The sequence below is a fragment of the Rhodococcus sp. H36-A4 genome (genome assembly GCF_027158005.1).
In the GTDB taxonomy this organism is placed as follows: domain Bacteria; phylum Actinomycetota; class Actinomycetes; order Mycobacteriales; family Mycobacteriaceae; genus Rhodococcoides.
The window spans coordinates 74,302-91,934 of record NZ_JAPVLQ010000005.1; the positions used below are offsets into that span (position 1 = coordinate 74,302).

General features: G+C 62.3%; 16 protein-coding genes and 1 pseudogene. 5 read left to right on the plus strand and 12 right to left on the minus strand.

Features of this window, described 5'->3' with window-relative positions:
* The first annotated feature begins 73 nt into the window (after nucleotides 1-73).
* Nucleotides 74-823, plus strand: coding sequence for a PIG-L deacetylase family protein (locus O1W68_RS14635; RefSeq protein WP_269304683.1), 750 nt, complete (start codon nucleotides 74-76; stop codon nucleotides 821-823).
* Nucleotides 824-848: 25 nt separating this feature from the next.
* On the opposite strand, the gene O1W68_RS14640 is transcribed toward O1W68_RS14635, so the two are convergent.
* Nucleotides 849-1,049, minus strand: a complete 201-nt coding sequence (locus tag O1W68_RS14640; protein ID WP_269304684.1) for a PspC domain-containing protein — start codon at nucleotides 1,047-1,049, stop codon at nucleotides 849-851.
* 874 nt (nucleotides 1,050-1,923) lie between these two features.
* Between O1W68_RS14640 and O1W68_RS14645 the strand changes: the two genes are divergently transcribed.
* A complete protein-coding gene (locus tag O1W68_RS14645) occupies nucleotides 1,924-2,757 on the plus strand; it encodes an alpha/beta hydrolase family protein (RefSeq protein WP_269304686.1) in 834 nt (277 codons plus the stop codon).
* 24 nt (nucleotides 2,758-2,781) lie between these two features.
* Here O1W68_RS14645 and O1W68_RS14650 read toward each other — a convergent pair whose 3' ends face one another.
* Complete coding sequence (locus O1W68_RS14650) at nucleotides 2,782-4,812, minus strand: prolyl oligopeptidase family serine peptidase (protein ID WP_269304687.1); 2,031 nt, start codon at nucleotides 4,810-4,812, stop codon at nucleotides 2,782-2,784.
* Nucleotides 4,813-5,103: 291 nt separating this feature from the next.
* On the opposite strand from O1W68_RS14650, the pseudogene O1W68_RS14655 reads away from it, so the two are divergent.
* From O1W68_RS14655 to O1W68_RS14665, 3 genes and pseudogenes are all read left to right on the plus strand, one after another.
* Nucleotides 5,104-5,869: pseudogene (locus O1W68_RS14655) on the plus strand (dipeptidase).
* Nucleotides 5,870-5,918: 49 nt separating this feature from the next.
* The gene (gene lpdA, locus O1W68_RS14660) at nucleotides 5,919-7,334 is read left to right on the plus strand and encodes a dihydrolipoyl dehydrogenase (protein WP_269304690.1); all 1,416 of its coding nucleotides are present in this window, start codon (nucleotides 5,919-5,921) and stop codon (nucleotides 7,332-7,334) included.
* Nucleotides 7,335-7,533: 199 nt separating this feature from the next.
* Nucleotides 7,534-8,385 carry an SDR family NAD(P)-dependent oxidoreductase gene (locus O1W68_RS14665; RefSeq protein WP_269304692.1) on the plus strand — a complete coding sequence of 284 codons (852 nt, stop codon included), beginning with the start codon at nucleotides 7,534-7,536 and terminating at the stop codon, nucleotides 8,383-8,385.
* Between the two features lie 18 nt (nucleotides 8,386-8,403).
* Here O1W68_RS14665 and O1W68_RS14670 read toward each other — a convergent pair whose 3' ends face one another.
* The 10 genes from O1W68_RS14670 to urtB form a co-directional block, all read right to left on the minus strand.
* The gene (locus O1W68_RS14670; RefSeq protein WP_269304693.1) at nucleotides 8,404-8,937 is read right to left on the minus strand and encodes a carboxymuconolactone decarboxylase family protein; all 534 of its coding nucleotides are present in this window, start codon (nucleotides 8,935-8,937) and stop codon (nucleotides 8,404-8,406) included.
* A gap of 50 nt (nucleotides 8,938-8,987) precedes the next feature.
* Nucleotides 8,988-10,037, minus strand: coding sequence for a M48 family metallopeptidase (locus O1W68_RS14675; protein ID WP_269304695.1), 1,050 nt, complete (start codon nucleotides 10,035-10,037; stop codon nucleotides 8,988-8,990).
* A gap of 69 nt (nucleotides 10,038-10,106) precedes the next feature.
* Nucleotides 10,107-10,958 carry an alpha/beta fold hydrolase gene (locus O1W68_RS14680; RefSeq protein WP_269304697.1) on the minus strand — a complete coding sequence of 284 codons (852 nt, stop codon included), beginning with the start codon at nucleotides 10,956-10,958 and terminating at the stop codon, nucleotides 10,107-10,109.
* Nucleotides 10,955-11,560: a TetR/AcrR family transcriptional regulator gene (locus O1W68_RS14685; RefSeq protein ID WP_269304699.1), complete on the minus strand. Its 606-nt coding sequence runs from the start codon at nucleotides 11,558-11,560 to the stop codon at nucleotides 10,955-10,957. Before O1W68_RS14685 ends, O1W68_RS14680 begins: the two co-directional genes overlap by 4 nt.
* A complete protein-coding gene (locus tag O1W68_RS14690; RefSeq protein ID WP_269304700.1) occupies nucleotides 11,557-13,344 on the minus strand; it encodes an N-acyl-D-amino-acid deacylase family protein in 1,788 nt (595 codons plus the stop codon). Before O1W68_RS14690 ends, O1W68_RS14685 begins: the two co-directional genes overlap by 4 nt.
* An 84-nt stretch (nucleotides 13,345-13,428) precedes the next feature.
* Nucleotides 13,429-14,106 carry a GntR family transcriptional regulator gene (locus O1W68_RS14695; protein ID WP_269304702.1) on the minus strand — a complete coding sequence of 226 codons (678 nt, stop codon included), beginning with the start codon at nucleotides 14,104-14,106 and terminating at the stop codon, nucleotides 13,429-13,431.
* 11 nt (nucleotides 14,107-14,117) lie between these two features.
* Nucleotides 14,118-14,810 carry an urea ABC transporter ATP-binding subunit UrtE gene (gene urtE / locus O1W68_RS14700; protein WP_269304704.1) on the minus strand — a complete coding sequence of 231 codons (693 nt, stop codon included), beginning with the start codon at nucleotides 14,808-14,810 and terminating at the stop codon, nucleotides 14,118-14,120.
* Nucleotides 14,803-15,651 (minus strand): urea ABC transporter ATP-binding protein UrtD, encoded by an 849-nt coding sequence (gene urtD / locus O1W68_RS14705; protein ID WP_269304706.1) that lies wholly within the window; start codon nucleotides 15,649-15,651, stop codon nucleotides 14,803-14,805. The genes urtE and urtD overlap by 8 nt, the downstream gene beginning before the upstream one ends.
* Nucleotides 15,648-16,739: an urea ABC transporter permease subunit UrtC gene (gene urtC, locus O1W68_RS14710; protein WP_269304708.1), complete on the minus strand. Its 1,092-nt coding sequence runs from the start codon at nucleotides 16,737-16,739 to the stop codon at nucleotides 15,648-15,650. The genes urtD and urtC overlap by 4 nt, the downstream gene beginning before the upstream one ends.
* Nucleotides 16,736-17,620, minus strand: a complete 885-nt coding sequence (urtB, locus tag O1W68_RS14715; RefSeq protein ID WP_269304710.1) for an urea ABC transporter permease subunit UrtB — start codon at nucleotides 17,618-17,620, stop codon at nucleotides 16,736-16,738. Before urtB ends, urtC begins: the two co-directional genes overlap by 4 nt.
* Nucleotides 17,621-17,633 lie beyond the last annotated feature (13 nt).

Here is a 17,633-nt window from a genome sequence, read left to right on the forward strand (position 1 = left end):
GAATCCGCAGAAGCGGCGTACTTGCAGCACACAGGGATCTGCCGTACGTCCTGCGCCGTATGCTGGCCAACTGATGACACCCGATTCCCTTTCCGTCAGCACAGACACCGTCTCCGACAGTGACATCGAGCGAGTCCTGGTGCTGGCCGCCCATCCCGACGATGTCGACTTCGGTGCGGCCGGCACGATCGCCCGCTGGACCGAGCGCGGAATCGCGGTTGGTTACTGTCTGGCCACCTCGGGTGACGCCGGCGGATTCGAGGACATCCCGCGCGGGGCGATGGCGGCGATGCGCGAGGCCGAGCAGCAGGCCGCCGCGGCTGCGCTCGGTGTGCACGACGTGGAGTTCCTCCGGTTCGCCGACGGCGCGTTGTACCCGACGATGGAGCTGCGCAAGGGGTTCAGCCGGGCTATCCGGAGGGTCCGCCCCCAGCGGGTGCTGATCCAATCACCGGAGTTCGATTGGGGAAGAGTGGGTGCCTCGCACCCGGATCACCGGGCGGCAGGCGAGGCCGCCTTCGCCGCCGTGTACCCCGATGCCAGAAACCCGTACGCGCACCCGGAGCTGCTCGCAGACGAAGGTCTGCAGGCATGGTCGGCGCACCAGCTGTGGATCATGGGCGGTCCACATAACAACACGGCCGTAGACATCACAGCAACGTTCGATCGTAAGGTCGCTGCGTTGCGGGCACATCGCAGTCAAACCGAGCATATCTACGAGCTCGACGCACTGCTGCGTGGGTTTGCGGGCGCCGCCGCTTCTCAGGCAGGGCTGCCCGAAGGTCGGCTCGCGGAGGCGTTTCAGGTGGTTGCGGTTACCTGAGCTGCCCGCAGGCAGTCAGGACTGATCATCTGCCCGGCATGAGCATCCACGCGGCGAGGTAGATCAGCGCGACGGTTCCGCCCGAGACGACGGTGCCGAGCACCGTCAGGACTCGGACGAGGTTGGCGTCGATGCCGAAGTACTCTCCGATGCCGCCGCATACACCTGCGACCATCTTCTGAGAGTCGGAGCGGACGAATTCTTTGGGTGGGTTGGTGGAAGTCATACCGACAAGTCTGCGGGGTGGTGGCCCACTCGTACATCGGGAAGTCCACCCATCTTCACCCTGAAGTCGGATGCAATTGTGCGGATCGGGAGTCTCTCGCGTGCGCCGCATTTTTACGATATTCGGACGTCTGCTATGCGAATGTGCGACACCGCGCGATAACAAACCCCTCACCGAATCGACGTCCAAAGCCGTTTCTTTCGAATGGTTTTCGCGCTGTCTCGAGTAAAAGAAACGTTGCATGGGTACCGATGAGGGCGTGAGAATTCGACTTCACGCCTGAATGCTGCGCCACCTTGCCGAGTGCGGTATGAACGTAATCAGGTCGTACTTTCTACGGCTGTTCCGAATGACAAGTACAGGAGTTTCCATGGGTTCAGCAGCAGGGTTCATCACCGACATCTTCTCGGGCGTACTCGACGGGCTCGTCGAGTCGATCGTGGACCAGATCGTGGGCGTACTGACATCCGGTAGCGCTGCCTGATTTTCTCAACGGTGTATGCCGTGGTCGCAGTCGGGGGCGGCTGCGGTGGCACGCGTGCAGCAGTCGTTTTGTGACCTGCGCGAGCGTGATGGAGAAACGTTTGTTCGTTCGTGTGCGAAACGTGACCTAGTGCGGTACAACTATCCGCACAGAGATCATTTTGTGACGACCGTCACGGAACCTCTGGGTTTTTGTCCTCGACCGAAGGAGTTTCATATGGGATCCGCCGAACTTGCTGGAATTTTCGGTTTGCTGGCCAAGCTTCTCGGAGCAGCATCAGGTAGCTCAGCAACTCCTCCCGCTTAAATTCCTTAGACCGATGGCCGGCACCCTCAACTGATGGGTGCCGGCCATCGGTCTGTCCAGGGACGCACGCCCTAGTCTGGGTCGGTGCACACCGTTCCTATTCAAATGCCCGACGGCTCGACAGTGCCGGTATCGCTGTTTCCGGCCGACGGGCCAGACGATGCCCCGGTAATAGTGATCATGCCGGGGCTCGGAATTCCGGGCGGCTACTACCGCCTATTCGCCGAAGCCCTCGTCGCCCGCGGTTTCCATGCCGCTGTCGGTGATCTCCGCGGACAAGGCGACAGCGTGCCCAAACCCAGTTCCGCCAGCAAATACGGTTATCAGGAACTGGTATCGGTGGACTTTCCTGCCATCTTCGAGGTGGTGCGCGAGGAGTTTCCGGCCGCCACTCCCTATCTTTTGGGGCACAGCATGGGCGGCCAACTCGGGTCGATGTATGCGGCTCGAATCCGTGGTCGACTGGCCGGGCTGATCTTGGTTGCCTCGGGGTCGCCGTACCACCGTGGCTTCGGAACCGTGCGCGGTGTCCCACTGTTGTTCGGCGCCGCAGCCATGGCATTGACGAGCAGCATTGCGGGCTTCTGGCCAGGGGATCGCGTCGGTGTCGGTGGTTTCGGGCGGCAGTCGCGTGTGCTGATCGACGACTGGTCCAGATTCGCCCGGACCGGACTGATCGAGCCGGCCGGCGCCGACATGAACTACGAGGAGCGGATGGGCCGACTGAAGCTACCGGTCCTGACGATCACGATCGAAGGGGACGAGGTGGCACCGCCGGGGTCGATGAAGAATCTGGTCGACAAGCTCGGCAACGCCGACGTCACCGCCGAGCACGTCGCCCAGTCACTCGGCCACAACGGCTGGATTCGAAATCCGACGGCCGTCGCGGACCTCGTGAGCTCGTGGATTCATCGCTGACAAGTTCTTGTCGAATTCTCGACGCTACGGCTGCAGTGCCTTCCACAGGAATCGGAAGGACAGCGCCGTCTTGAAGGCCAGCTGAGCGTTGTCCGCAGCGCCGCCGTGCCCGCCTTCGATGTTCTCGAAGTAGGTGACGGGCTGGTCCAGTTCTTCGAGCCGCGCGGCCATTTTGCGGGCATGACCGGGATGCACCCGGTCGTCGCGTGTCGAGGTCGCAATGAGGATCGACGGATAGCGTTTCTCGTTCGGGGCCACGATGTTCTGGTACGGCGAGTATTCGGAGATGAATGACCACTCGTCGGGGTCGTCCGGGTCGCCGTATTCCGCCACCCACGATGCCCCCGCCAGCAGTAGGTGATATCGCTTCATGTCCAGCAGCGGTACCTGGCAGACCAGCGCGCCGAACAATTCGGGGTACTTGGTCAGCATGATTCCGATCAGGAGTCCGCCGTTGCTTCCGCCCTGAGCGCCGAGCTGGCTGGGTGTGGTGATCTCGCGCTGCACCAGATCCTGTGCCACAGCCGCAAAATCCTCGTGGACCTTGTGCCGGCCGGCGCGCAGCACCTGGGTATGCCATTCTGGGCCGTATTCGCCGCCGCCTCGAATGTTGGCCACTACGTAGGTGCCGCCCTGCTCGAGCCAAGCCAGACCGGTTGCACCGCTGTACGACGGCGTCATCGAGATCTCGAAACCTCCGTAGCCGTAGAGCATCGTCGGACCGGGGCCGATGCCTTCCTTGCGGACGACGAAGTAGGGCACGGCAGTGCCGTCGAGCGAGGTCGCGAAATACTGAGTGACGGCCATCGAATCGGTGTCGAAGAAGGACGGCGCCTGTTTGAGGACCTCGAGGTCGCCGCCGATCGTGCCGAACAGCAGCGTGGCAGGTGTCAGATAACCACTCGACGATAGAAAGAACTCGTCACCGTTCTCCTCCGCATCGGTGCCGACGATCTCGGTGGAGGTCGAATCCGGTAGGCCGAGCAACGGCTGATCATCCCAGGCACCGGGCCCCGGAGTGAGCACTCGGAACTCGCTGCGCACGTCTACGAGCGTGACGACGAGCAAGTGATTCTCGGTCCAGGCGAACTGATGCAGGGAGCGGTGTGCGTCGGGCGAGAACAGTACGGTCATCTCGCGGTCCCCGGCGAGGAAGCTCTCGAAGTTCGCGGCCAGTAGCGCGCCCGACGGATACGTCTTGTCGCCGATCGTCCACTCGGTCATCGTGCGGACCAGTAGCCACTGCTTGTGGACCGAAGTCGTTGCATCGGTCGGCGTATCGATCAGCGTCAGGGTTGTGCCGTCCAGCAGATACAACTCGGCGTTGAAGAAGTCCGTCGCGCGTTGCACGAAGTCACGTTCGAAGTCGGGAGTCCGGTCGTGCCACGCCGAAATCGAGATGTCGGTCGTCGTTCCCTCGTACACGGTTTCGGCCTCGGCCAGCGGGGTACCGCGGGTCCACCGCTTGGCGATACGCGGATATCCAGAGTCGGTGAGCGAACCGGCACCGAAGTCGGTTCCTACATAGACGGTGTCGGCGTCGATGTACCCGATGTCGGTCTTGGCCTCGGCAACGAAGAATCCGCCTTCCGAATGGTCGCGGAACGTGCGCGTCCGCAAGTCGAATTCACGGACGATCGACGCGTCGGCGCCGCCGCGGGACATCGTGACCAACGCGAGGTGCTGATCGGGACGCAGCACCTGCGCACCGCTCCACACCCAGTTCTCGCCTTCGGCCTCGGCAACGGCGTCCAGGTCGAGCAGGATGTCCCACTCGGGAGAGGCCTTGCGGTATTCCGTCATCGTGGTCCGACGCCACAGTCCTCTGATGTGCTCGGCGTCGCGCCAGAAGTTGTACAGGTACTCACCGCGCCGACGCGCATACGGAATTCGTGCGTCGGTGTCGAGGACCTCGCGCACGCGTGCTTCGATGTCGTCGAATTCGGGGCCGGCCAACGCGGCGGTGGTGGCGGCGTTGCGGGTGCGTACCCAGTCCAATGCGCGCCCGTCGGTGACCTCTTCGAGCCACAGGTACGGATCAGAGGTGTTGCTCATGCCCTATTTGTACCCTCGTAGGTACTGTCGCTCCGAAGGTGACCGGTCACGTGCCGGTGCTCACTTTCGTGTCGGGTGGTGGTGTTCGAGGAAGGATCGCCGGAGATGAATCTGTGGGAACAGCACTGCTGTCTGCCGCTTGTGCCCACTGCGGACATCACGGAGTTGGCTCGGTACCCGCTCGGGTCGTACGTGTCCGTCAACGTCGGCTTCTCGCCGCATTCCAAAGCTGTCGTGACTGCGCTGGCGCAGGATTTCCGTCGTAAAGCACTCGCCGACGGACGTTTTCGCATGGTCGATGCGGTGGACGAACCCGAAGACGCCGAGCTGATCACCCTGGCGTTCGACCTGGAGGATTCCGTTCCACTCGAGGGCGATCTCGACAATGTCCGCTACTTCCACAGCCTCGGTGTGCGTTCCATGCTTCCGACCTACAACCACGCCAATGCGGCCGGAGGGGGATGCCTCGACGTCGAAGACACGGGTCTGACGGCGTACGGGAGGGATGTGGTTCGCGAGATGAATCGTGTGGGGATGCTCGTCGACGGCTCGCACTGCGACCGGGCTCGACGTGGCACGTTGCACCGAGCACCCGATGATCTACAGTCACTCCAATTTCGCCGCTTTGTGGCAGCATCCGCGGAACATTACCGATGAGCAGGCGCTCGAATGCGCACGCACTTCAGGGGTTGTGGGGATCAACGGTGTCGGCATCTTCCTCGGCGTCAATGCGCCCGAGGACGACGACAAACGGGTGCAGGCGATGGCGGACCACATCGAATACGGCGTGGAGTTGCTCGGCATCGAGCACGTGGGTATCGGCTCGGACTATTCGTTCGACCACGAAGATTTCAATCACGAGCTCAGAATTCACCCCGAGGCGTTCTCGGAGATGTACACGCGCTGGGGGCCGCTGCAGTGGGTTCCGCCGGAAGGAACGCTCACCCTGCCCACGGTGCTGCGTAGTCGTGGTTTCGACGACAAGGCCGTCGACGCCGTGTTCGGTGGAAACTTCCGGCGGGTCGCACAGGCCACACACGCGGCTACCGGCAGGTAACCGGACCGTCTCGAGACAGGGAATCCGTACGCGACTAAGCTGGGGAATCGTGACCTCACACTATGACGTCGTTGTCCTCGGAGCCGGTCCCGGTGGGTACGTCGCTGCTATCCGCGCGGCACAACTCGGACTGAGCACTGCCATCATCGAGAAGAAGTACTGGGGCGGTGTCTGCCTCAACGTGGGCTGCATCCCCTCGAAGGCGCTTCTCCGCAATGCCGAACTTGCGCACCTCTTCACAAAAGAGGCCAAACTGTTCGGCATCTCGGGCGAAGCCAGCTTCGACTTCGGCGCAGCCTTCGACCGCAGCCGCAAGGTCGCGGAAGGGCGCGTCAAGGGAATTCACTTCTTGATGAAGAAGAACAAGATCCCCGAGTTCGACGGCCAGGGCACCTTCACCGATGCGAACACCATCGAGGTGGAGTTGACCAAGGGCGGCACCGAGACGATCACGTTCGACAACGCCATCATCTCCACCGGCAGCACCACCAAACTGCTGCCGGGAACAGCGCTGAGCGAGAACGTCGTCACCTACGAAGAGCAGATCATGACCCGTGAGCTCCCGGGTTCGATGCTCATCGTCGGTGCAGGCGCCATCGGCATGGAGTTCGGCTACATCATGAAGAACTACGGTGTCGACGTCACCATCGTCGAGTACCTCGATCGCGCGCTCCCCAACGAGGACGCCGACATCTCCAAGGAAATCGAGAAGCAGTACAAGAAGCTCGGCGTCCGCATCGTCACCGGTGCCGCTGTACAGAGCATCGACGACAACGGCTCCAAGGTGACCGTCAAGTTCAAGAACAACAAGTCCGGCGACGTCGAAACCGTCACCGTCGACAAGGTGATGCAGTCCGTAGGCTTCGCCCCTCGCGTCGAAGGGTTCGGTCTCGAGAAGACCGGTGTCGAGCTCACTGATCGCGGTGCCATCGGCATCACCAGCACGATGAAGACCAACGTCCCGCACATCTACGCAATCGGGGACGTCACCGCCAAGCTGCAGCTCGCTCACGTGGCCGAGGCTCAGGCCGTCGTGGCGGCGGAGACCATCGCCGGCGCGGAGACGCTGCCGATCGAGGACTACCGCATGATGCCGCGTGCGACGTTCTGCCAGCCTCAGGTCGCCAGCTTCGGACTCACCGAAGAGCAGGCACGTGAAGAAGCACAGGCACGTGGCTCCGGCATCAAGGTCGCGAACTTCCCGTTCGCCGCCAACGGCAAAGCACACGGGCTGGGCGACGCTACCGGTTTCGTCAAGCTGATCGCGGACACCGAGCACGGCGAACTTCTCGGTGGACACCTCATCGGCCCCGACGTGTCCGAGCTACTGCCGGAACTGACCCTTGCCCAGAAGTGGGATCTGACCGTCCACGAACTCGCTCGCAACGTCCATACACATCCGACGTTGTCCGAGGCACTCCAGGAGGCCATTCACGGCCTCGCAGGACACATGATCAACTTCTGACCCTCGAAGCAGTTCGAAGCTCGTTCGTCTTGTGTGCGCATAAGACGAACGAGCTTTTTCATGCCCTGTCCGGACTCGTCATCGCGTGGCAGGATGGGCTGCGGATCGGGCGATTCGCGCCGGTTGCATGGGGGTTCCTGTTGCCGACCGGTGTTTCTCGCGGCCAGGACGATACGACCGAGGCGAAAGAAGTGCATCGATGAGGAGTTTCGACAACAAGGTTGCCGTCGTTACCGGGGCCGGATCGGGGATCGGCCGCGCGCTCGCCCTCGACCTCGCGCACCGCGGAGCCAGGCTGGCGCTCTCGGACATCGACGGCGAAGCGTTGACGGATACGGTCGTGTTGTGCGAGAAGATCGGTGCACGAACAGTGTCCTACCAGTTGGACGTCTCCGACCGCGCGGCAATGTATTTTCATGCCGATGCGGTCGTCAGCGAATTCGGACGCGTCAACCTCGTGGTCAACAACGCAGGTGTCGCGCTCGGCGCGGATGTTCTGGATATGACCTGGGACGATTTCGAGTGGGTCATGAACATCGATTTCTGGGGAGTTGTCAACGGCTCCAAAGCATTTCTGCCGGCACTCATCGAGTCCGGCGACGGTCACCTGGTGAACGTGTCGAGCGTGTTCGGATTGATGGGCATCCCCGGTCAGAGCGCATACAACTCGGCAAAGTTCGCGGTGCGCGGATTCACCGAGGCGCTGCGCCAGGAAATGAAAGTCGCCCGCCATCCCGTCGGTGTCAGCTGTGTCCATCCCGGCGGAATCAAGACGAACATCGTTGCCAACGCGCGAGGAATGGCAGATCTGGGAGACCGCGAGGACGTCGTGCGACGCTTCGAGCAGATCGCCGTTACCTCGCCCACACGTGCCGCCAAGGTGATCCTCGGCGGAGTCGAACGCAACAAGCCGCGGATCCTCATCGGCCCGGATGCGCGTCTGTTCGATCTGATCCCTCGCGTGGTGGGGCCACGGTATCAAGATATTTTGGCGCCGCTCAACAGGATTGGGCGAGCCGCCGGCGACAGGTTCGGGTCGAACAAGAGCTAGCTACAGCGAAATCTCTTTTCAGAAGTCGCGTTCTATTCGTAGAGTTTCGATAGTCGTCGCCAAGCTGTCGTACTGCCCGACCAACAACAGAAATTCGATCAGCTGGCGTTCGTCGAACTCGCGTGCCAAGGCTGACCATGTTTCGTTCGACAGGTTCTTGGTGGCCAGTAGTTCGTCGGTCGCGGTGAGTATCGCTCGATAGCGATCGCCGAGACCGACCGCTGCCGGCCCTTCTTTCACTTGTGCAAGAAGAGTTTCGGTCACTCCGACGCGCCGGCCGATTCGGCGGTGATGGTCCATCTCGTACCCGCAGTCACGTACGTGTGCGACGCGGTTGATCACCACTTCCGTTTCCTTGCGTGAGATCCGGCCGCCGGGCATCAGCTTCCCGCTGTAGAACAACCAGCCCCGGAAGAGGCCGCGGGTGCGTCCCAAGGTACTGAAGAGATGTGCGTTGGGCGCGCCCGCAGCCTTCGACAGGACGCGCCACAACACCCAGTTGAGCGGGCCGAGATCCTTGAACGTTCCGGAGGCGATACGCGGTGAGCTCACGCCGTCGACGCTACCTGCGGATCTTTCCGTGTACCAGGCGTGAAACCGTTTCAGGACTGTCGCCAGTGATCGAACCGGTTCTTGATGTCGGATGCGACGTCGCCGATTCCGTTGCCCACAGCGTCTACGGCACCGGTCAACCCGCTGCCGAGATCGCGGATCGTACGGATCAGTGGATCCTCCGAAGTGTCGAAATTCTGCTTGTAGGTTTTGGCTGCACTCCGGAACTCGTCGCCGACCTTGGCGCCGTCATCCTGCGACCTTCGAGGGTAATCACCGCGGAGCACCGCCGCGTATTCGCCGCTGTCCACCCACTTCTTCAATTCGGCCGCGCGCAGTACCGAGAACGGGTGCGAGAGTAGTTCGATGTTGAGTAGTTTCAGCACGCCGTCGCGCAAATCCCCGCTGGCCTCGTACTCGGCGGCCTGTGCCAGAAATGCATCGATGTCGATCTCGGAGATCCTGGCTCCGCCTGCAAGTTTCAGTTGAACGCGCAGCGCGCTGTGAACGTCCTGGCCACACAGCAATCCGGCGCGATCCCCGGACAGCTCGGACTTGCGTTGCCATTCCATCAAACCGGCGATGATGGCACGCAGAGCCCACCCGCCGACCGGAATCCATCCGATTGTGCCCGCCAGTCGCATGAGGTGCATCAGGATGGTGCGATACACGGCATGACCGGACAGTGCGTGGCCGAGCTCGTGGCCGACGATGAAACGCTGCTCCTCGTAGGTCGTGATGTCGAGCAGGCCGGTCGTGAGCACGATGAACGGGCGATCCATGCCGATGGTGAACGCGTTGACCATCGGTGACTGCAGAACATACAGCTCCGGGGTCTCGTCGGCCCCGAGAATCTGCACGCAATCAGCGCGGAGATCGTCGAGATCGGTGAATTGCCGAGAGTCGACGCGCACCGACGTCGCCAGATACATCAATCGATGTTGCCGCTCCTGCAACAGGCCCGACAGAGTGCGTAGGACAGTATCGAATCCCTTGAGCGTTCGCAGGGTGACCAGTGCCGCCCGGTCGGACGGGTGCTCCCACGCGCGGGAGCTGATGTCGGGAAATTGAATTCGCGTGCGGTCCGGTGCGGCGGTCAAGATAGCTCTCCCAGCGTTCGGTGCATGTCCGATTTCAACGTATCAGCAAAACGGACACGTCGGTCGGTATCACTTCTCGGCGGGCCGCTCTCCATCCTGCGAAAGCAACAGCCTGGCCGCCTCTTCCGGGTGGGTGTACGGCCACCAATGCTCGGCGTCGACTTCAATGACCTGTAGGTCGGGTATCCAGCGCTCGAGTCCGTCGGCAAGGTCGGCGGAGAGAAACCGGTCGTGGAGTGGAACGACGACAGTGGTGGGCACCTCGCATTTCGGGTCGGGCCCGGAGAGTAGACGGCGGAGAATGTTCGCGCGATACAGCGCAATTCCGCGTTGTTGGTTCCGGCGCTTCGGTTCCGGGGCGTCCTCGCTGCCCAGCGAGACCATCATCGATGGTACGAACCTGCGAAGAACCGGGATGTGGAAACTCCAGATGTACCAGGACCGCACGAGTTGCGTCGCCATCGATGCCCACTGTGGGAGCGAAACTGCGCGGGCGCGAGATACCTCGCGGAGGTGGTCCAGGCTCGGCCCGGACACCGATACGAACGATGCGAAAGTCGAAGCAGCACGAGGTGTGGCCATTGTTTCCCACATCTGGACCGAACCCCAGTCGTGTGCGAACACGTGCAGGGGTCCACTCCGGTGGGGGATCGAATCCACCACGGCGAACGTATCCTCGGTCAAGCGAGCCAGGGCGTAGTTCCCGACAGAGTCCGGATCGTCGACGGTGGTGTCCCCGCCGCCGCGGGTGTCGTAGGCAACGATCCGCACGCGCTGCCCGAGCACACCGATCATCGGCTCGAAGATGCGATGATCGTCGGGATAGCCGTGAACGAGAAGCACGGTCGAGGCCGCCAGCGGATCTCCATACTCGTACACCGCGATACGAGCTCCGAGAGAATCGACTGTCCAGGTCCTCACACGGCCTCGATCCGGTTGTAGATGGACTCGCCTCGAAGTAGCCCGGCGATGAGCTGCAATCGCAACTCCTCTTGATCGGGCTGCGGATGCACGATCGCCGAGAGCGCTTCGCCGTCGAGTAGATGCACCACGGTGAAAATGACCGTGTCGAGTTGCGCGGGTGGGATGGTGCCTGCGATCGGAAGCGTGCGAGCAAGCGCGGAAATCTGCTCGTGGTAGCGAACAGTGAAGGAAATCAATCGTTCTCGCAACTCGTCATCGCTCCGTGCCGCAATGAGAAGCTCGTACCAGGCGCCGTTTATCGGGGCTCGGCATGCCGCACGGAGCAGAATCAGACAGTGCTCGACGGACGCCGTGCCGAAGCCCGCGAGACCGATTCGAAACTCGTCGAACTGTCGTCGCCGCACTTCGTCCGCAGCAGCGACGACAATGTCGAGGCGTGTAGGGAAATGCCGAAACAACGCGCCCGAGGACACCCCTGCGCGGGAGGTGATCTCGCTCACCGTCGTTGCAGCGTAACCGTTTTCACACAGTGACCCGATCGTCGCATCGAGTAGCTTCCCGATCGTTTCGGTACGTCGTTCCTGCTGGGTTCTGCTCATACTCGCTCTCGTGGATGCGGGGCGGTGGTGGTGCCGGCGCGCAAGAAACTACCAGCGCGTTCGGATACGCCGAACCATGGCGCGAATTCACCCTCACGATAGACGATCCGTCCGGCGATCAGCGTCGCGGTGACGGCGTGATCGTTTCGGTTGACCATCCGGCTCAACCCACCGAACTCGGGCATCGTCTCCTCGCGATAGGCGAGGACCTCGTCGTCGAGACCAGCCGGATCGATGACGACCACATCGGCGCGGTCGCCCACTCGCAGATGTCCTGCGTCGACGCCGTAGAAGTCGGCGAGCTCGCCACTGAGCTTGTGGACTGCATTTTCCACGGACATGAACGGCCGACGATCTTCGCGGGCGCCGTGCACGCGATGCAGCAACCGGATCCCGAAGTTGTAGAAGGCCATGTTCCGTAGGTGCGCCCCGGCGTCGGAGAACCCGACGGTGACGCCCGGCCTCGTGATGAGCTTGTCCATCTGCTTGCGTCGGTGATTGGCGATCGTGGTGTGCCAGCGCAGTTTGCGGCCATGCTCGACGACGAGATCGAGGAATGCATCGACAACGTGGATACCACGTTCGGCCGCGACCTCGGCGATGTTCTTACCGACGACCGAGGCATCCGGGCATTCGGTGATCTGGGCATCGGCGAAGTCTCGGTGCCATACCCGTGAGCTGAACTTCTTCTCGAAGTCGGCGCGGAACCAGCGACGGTAGGCCTCATCGGACAATAAGTCGTTGCGGCCCAACTCCTCTCGCAGATGTAGAGCTGCACGGCCGGATCCGAACTCCTCGAAGACGACGAGGTCGATCCCATCGGAGTAGACGTCGAACGTGGTGGGCAGGTGTTGCCAGCGGAACTGTCCGCGCCCGGGCCCGTTCACCAGTTGTGCGAGCGGCCCGAAGATGTGGTGAATCCAGGGGGATGCTTTGGCGTCGGCGGCAGCAAGAAGCGAGATTTTGAGTGGAGTTCGGCCCAGTCCCGTTGCACTGCCGAGGAAGAAGAGCATGTCGTATTTGGTGTTGAGGTTGGGGATGCTCTGAAGCAGGCGGCCGCGTCGGCGCAGAATCTTGTGCAGTGCGCGGAATTCCTTCCAACGCGCGTACGAAGACGGCAGTGAACGCGAGCGGTATCGATCGCCGTCGAGCTTGTCCCAGGGGTTGGTCATGGTGGACATGCCGAGAAGCCCGGCGTCCAGGGCGGTATTCAGCGCAACGGCCATTGCCGAGAATTCTTCGCGTGTCGGTTTCTGGCTGCGGTCGGTCGCTCGATCCAACCCCATCACGTGGGCACGCAGGTCGGAATGTCCCACCAGCGACGCGATGTTGGGCCCGAGGGGGAGTCTCTCGAGCGCGTCGATGTACTCGTTCGGGTTCGTCCACGTCTTGTGTGCATCGACGGCCTTCAGTACGTGCTCGCGCGGCAACGCCTCGACGCGACTGAAGAGGTCGGCGATGTCGACGGGAGTCGAGTACAACGTCGACAACGAGCAGTTTCCCAGCAGGACCGTGGTGACCCCGTGTCGAACCGACTCGGTGAGTCCTGGTCCCACCAGGACCTCCGCGTCGTAGTGGGTGTGTACGTCGACGAATCCAGGCATGACCCACTGGCCGGTCGCGTCGACGACCTCGGTGCTCGGACCGACGGCGAGAGGCTCGATCGTGATCGCGCGCACGACGCCGTCCGAGATGCCTACGTTGCGAACTACCCCCGGCGTGCCGCTGCCGTCGTAGACCGTCCCCCCGGCCAGCACTGTGTCGTAAGGCAAGCTCTCGTTCATGTGACCTCCATCACTATGGTTGCTGTAACCATAACTTAGAGAGTGAACGCTCGCAATGTTTGATTCGTACCTGAACGCGCTGCATCAGATCCGCAGCGCCCCCGCCATGGATGCCGCTTGCTCGGCACGGACGATGACCGCCTTCTCATGGGAGCCAAGGTGCGCGAGTAACGAGGTCCTCGCCTCGTCGAGCTTTCCTTCGAGGACCGCTTCGGCGATCGTGATGTGCTCGTCGACCTGAGCTCGGATGTCCTGCAGGCTCACCGACCCCACCATCCGTACGGGCCGAACCTTCGCGTTGACGGCGCGCAGAGCCACGGTCAAGGCAGGATTTCCGGACGCGCTCAACAGGGTCGTGTGAAATTGCTCGTCCATCGACACGACGTCGGTGATGTCTGTGGGAGGGGCCTCTCGTGCCTGTCTCCAGAGCTCGAGCTCGGTGACGATCGCCGGTGCGTCGTGATGAAGCGTCACGTCGTCGATGGCGCGGACGATGCCGCGAATTTCCAGCGTCTGTCGGAGCTCGTAGAGCCCGGCGAGATCGTCCACGTGTGGTCGATACGCGTGCAACCCGTCGTGACCGCGGAGGACCAGGCCGTCCGCGAGCAGCCGTGCGAGCGCCTCACGCACAGGTGTGCGCGAGACGCCGTACAGCTCGGCCAGGCGTTCCTCGCCGAGTCTTTCGGTCGCCGGAATCGCTCCCGACATGAGGTCACGACGCAGCGACAGATACACCTTCTCGCGAAGGTCCCTGCGCGGCATGGAAGTACCGGTCAGATCGCCATGGCTGCGCGGACATCGGCTTCGGAATCGCTACCGCCCGCACCGGTGGACGTGATGCGCCCCGCCTCGAGAATGTAGTAGTTCTGGGCAGATTCGAGCGCAAAGCCGATGTGTTGTTCCACCAGCAACACTCCGAGCCCGCCGCGGCGGGTGAGATCGAGAATCGTTCGTTCGATCTCGGCGACGACGGATGGCTGAATGCCCTCGGTCGGTTCGTCGAGGATGAGCATCTTCGGCTCGGTGATGAGTGCACGGGCTATCGCCAACTGCTGACGTTGACCGCCGGACAGAAGACCCGCGCGCCTGGTGAGCAGTTCCTTCAACGCGGGGAACAGGTCGAGGGCCTCACCGATCAAAGCCTTACCCCGCGTGCGTCCGTCGGCGACGACCTGTAGGTTCTCGGCCGTGGTCAACTGGCCGAACGATTGCTGGCCCTGCGGGACATAGGCAAGACCGCGTGCGACGCGAGCGCTGGGGCGTAGCGAGCTGACGTCCTCACCATCGAAGAGGACCTTGCCCGAGTTGACTGCGAGCAGGCCGACGGCGGCTCGGAGCAGCGTCGTCTTGCCTGCACCGTTGTGGCCCATGACCGCGGCGACGCCGTCGGCGGGGACGGTGAGTGAGACTCCATGGACGACCTCGCTGCGGCCGTAACCGGTGCGCACATCGATGAGTTCAAGCATGCTTGCCTCCTGGTGCGGCGTCGGCGCTGTCCTGTGCAATGAGATCGAGTTCGCCGCCCGCGGCAGCGGTACCGAGGTAGACCTCTTGAACCTTGGGGTCGGCCTGCACCTCGGCGACGGTGCCTTCGGACAGGATGCGCCCAGCGGCAAGAACTGTCACCGACGTCGCGAAGGCTCGCATGAAGTCCATGTCGTGCTCGACGACGACGACGGTCCGTTCGCCGCCGATCCGGCGAAGCAATTCGCCGGTCTGCTCGCGTTCGTCATGGCTCATCCCGGCAACCGGCTCGTCGAGAAGCAGCACATCGGCGTTCTGTACCAACAGCATTCCGATTTCCAACCACTGCTTCTGACCGTGGGCAAGGATGCCCGCCGGCTTGTTTCGCTCCTCGGTCAGACCGATGGTCTCGAGCGCCTCCTCGATCTCGGGTGAGACGGCATTGCGGCGGCGCAGCATAGTCACGATCGAACGTCCCGCCCCGGCTGCGATGTCGAGGTTCTGCGAAACGGTGAGCTGTTCGAAGATACTGGCAGTCTGGAACGTTCGCCCGACGCCGAGTCTGGCTATCTGGTGCACCTTCTTGCCGAGCAGTTCGACGCCGGACTTGGTGATCGACCCGGTTGCGGGTACGAGTCCGGTGATGGCGTCGATCAGGGTGGTCTTGCCTGCACCGTTGGGTCCGATGAGGAATCGCAGATCGCCCTGCATGAGCGTCAGGTCGACGTTGGTGTTGGCCTTGAATCCGTCGAAGCTCACGGTGAGACCGCGTACTTCGAGGTACTGGCTCGACATTCCGGCGTTGCCACCGAACGTCGGCTGATGTTCGTCGAGGCGAATCATGTGACGAGCTCCTTCTCTTCGACATCGACCACGGCACCGGGGTCGTCTGCAGTTTTCTTACGACGCCGAAGAGCGAACAGGCCTGCGACGCCTGCAGGGAAGAACCCGACCACGACGATGAACAGCAGTCCTTGGGCGTAGGTCCAACCCGACGGAAATTGTTCCGACAGAGTTGTCTGCGCCCAGGCCACACCGAGTGCGCCGAGGACCGGTCCCAGCAGCGTGCTGCGTCCGCCGATCGCCACTCCGATGAGGAACGCAATGGAAGGAACGATGCCGACATCATTGGGGGAGACGATGCCGACGATCGGCACGAAGAGCGCCCCAGCGAGGCCGGCGAAGAATGCGGCACTCACATAGGCGACGATCTTCACATTGGCGGGGTCGTATCCCAGGAAGCGCACTCGTTCTTCCTGATCGCGGACCGCGACGAGCAGTTCCCCATAGCGGGAATACATGAGCTGTCGAGTGATGGCGACGACCGCCAGCAGTACACCCGCCGCGATGAAGAACAGCATCTGCTTGTTGGCCGGATCATTGAGATTGAACCCGAAGAACGTCCGGAATCTGTTGAGCCCGTTCGACCCGCCCGTGGTCTGCTGACCCACCAGCAGAATTGCGAATGCAGCTGCGAGCGCCTGGCTGAGGATCGCGAAGTACGCACCCTTGACACGTCGTTTGAAGACACCGAGGCCGAGAACGAGCGCGACGAGAGCCGGGATGAACAGAATTCCGAGAATCGTCACCAACGGCGAAGTGAACGGAACCCAATACGACGGCAGTTCGCGAATCCCGGCGATCGACATGAAATCCGGCACCGCGTCGCCGCGGAGTTCGGCGTCGGAGATCTTCAGATGCATGGCCATGATGTAAGCGCCGAGCCCGAAGAACACGCCCTGCCCGAGTGTGAGCATTCCGCCACGGCCCCAGGCCAATCCGATACCGACCGCAACGATGGCGTAGCAGATGAACTTGCCGAGAAGGTTGAGTCGGAACTCGCTGAGCACGGCCGGTGCGACCGCGAACAGGAGGACGGCGGCGAGGGCGAATCCCAGCCACGCGCCGCGCTTCTGGACGAAGGTGCTCATACCAAACTCCTTGTCTTGACCGCGAACAGACCCTGTGGGCGGGCCTGAAGGAAGAACACGATCAGCACGAACACGATGACCTTGGCGATCGAGGCAGTCGTGTTGTACTCGATGAACGAATTGAGGATGCCGAGCGCGAACGCTGCGATCACCGCTCCCTTGATCTGCCCGAGTCCGCCGACGACCACCACCAGGAATGCGTCGATCAGGTAGCTCTGCCCGACAGTGGAGCTCGTCGAACCGATGAGCGTCAACGCCACACCGGCGACACCGGCCAGGCCGGACCCGATGAAGAACGTCGAAATGTCGGTCCGACGGCTCGAGATGCCCGACGTCTCGGCAAGGTCCCGGTTCTGCACGACCGCGCGGATGCGTCGACCCATCGGTGTCTTCGCGAGCGCGAACGACAAAGTGAGAACACAGATCACGGCGAGAACCAGGATGAAGATGCGGGTCTTGGGAACGACAGCGCCGAGGATGTCGATGCCACCGGACAACCAGCTCGGTGAGACTACGTTGACGGCGGGGGCGCCGAAAATATCGCGCGCACATTGCTGCAGGATGAGGCCGACACCGAATGTCACCAGCAGCGTGTCGAGCGGGCGGTGGTACATGCGGCGGATCAGAGTCACCTCGAGCAGGACGCCCATGGCGCCGCCGACGAAGAACCCGACGATCAGCGAGATGAACAGCGATGCACCACCGGTGGAGACGAGTTGCTGTACGACGTACGCGGTGTACGAACCGGCCATGATGAACTCACCATGGGCCATGTTGATGACACCCATCTGACCGAAGGTCAGCGAGAGTCCCAATGCGGCAAGCAGAAGAATCGAACCGATACTCAAGCCGGTGAAAAGCTGCCCGACTACGACATCCATGAGCGCTCCTTTT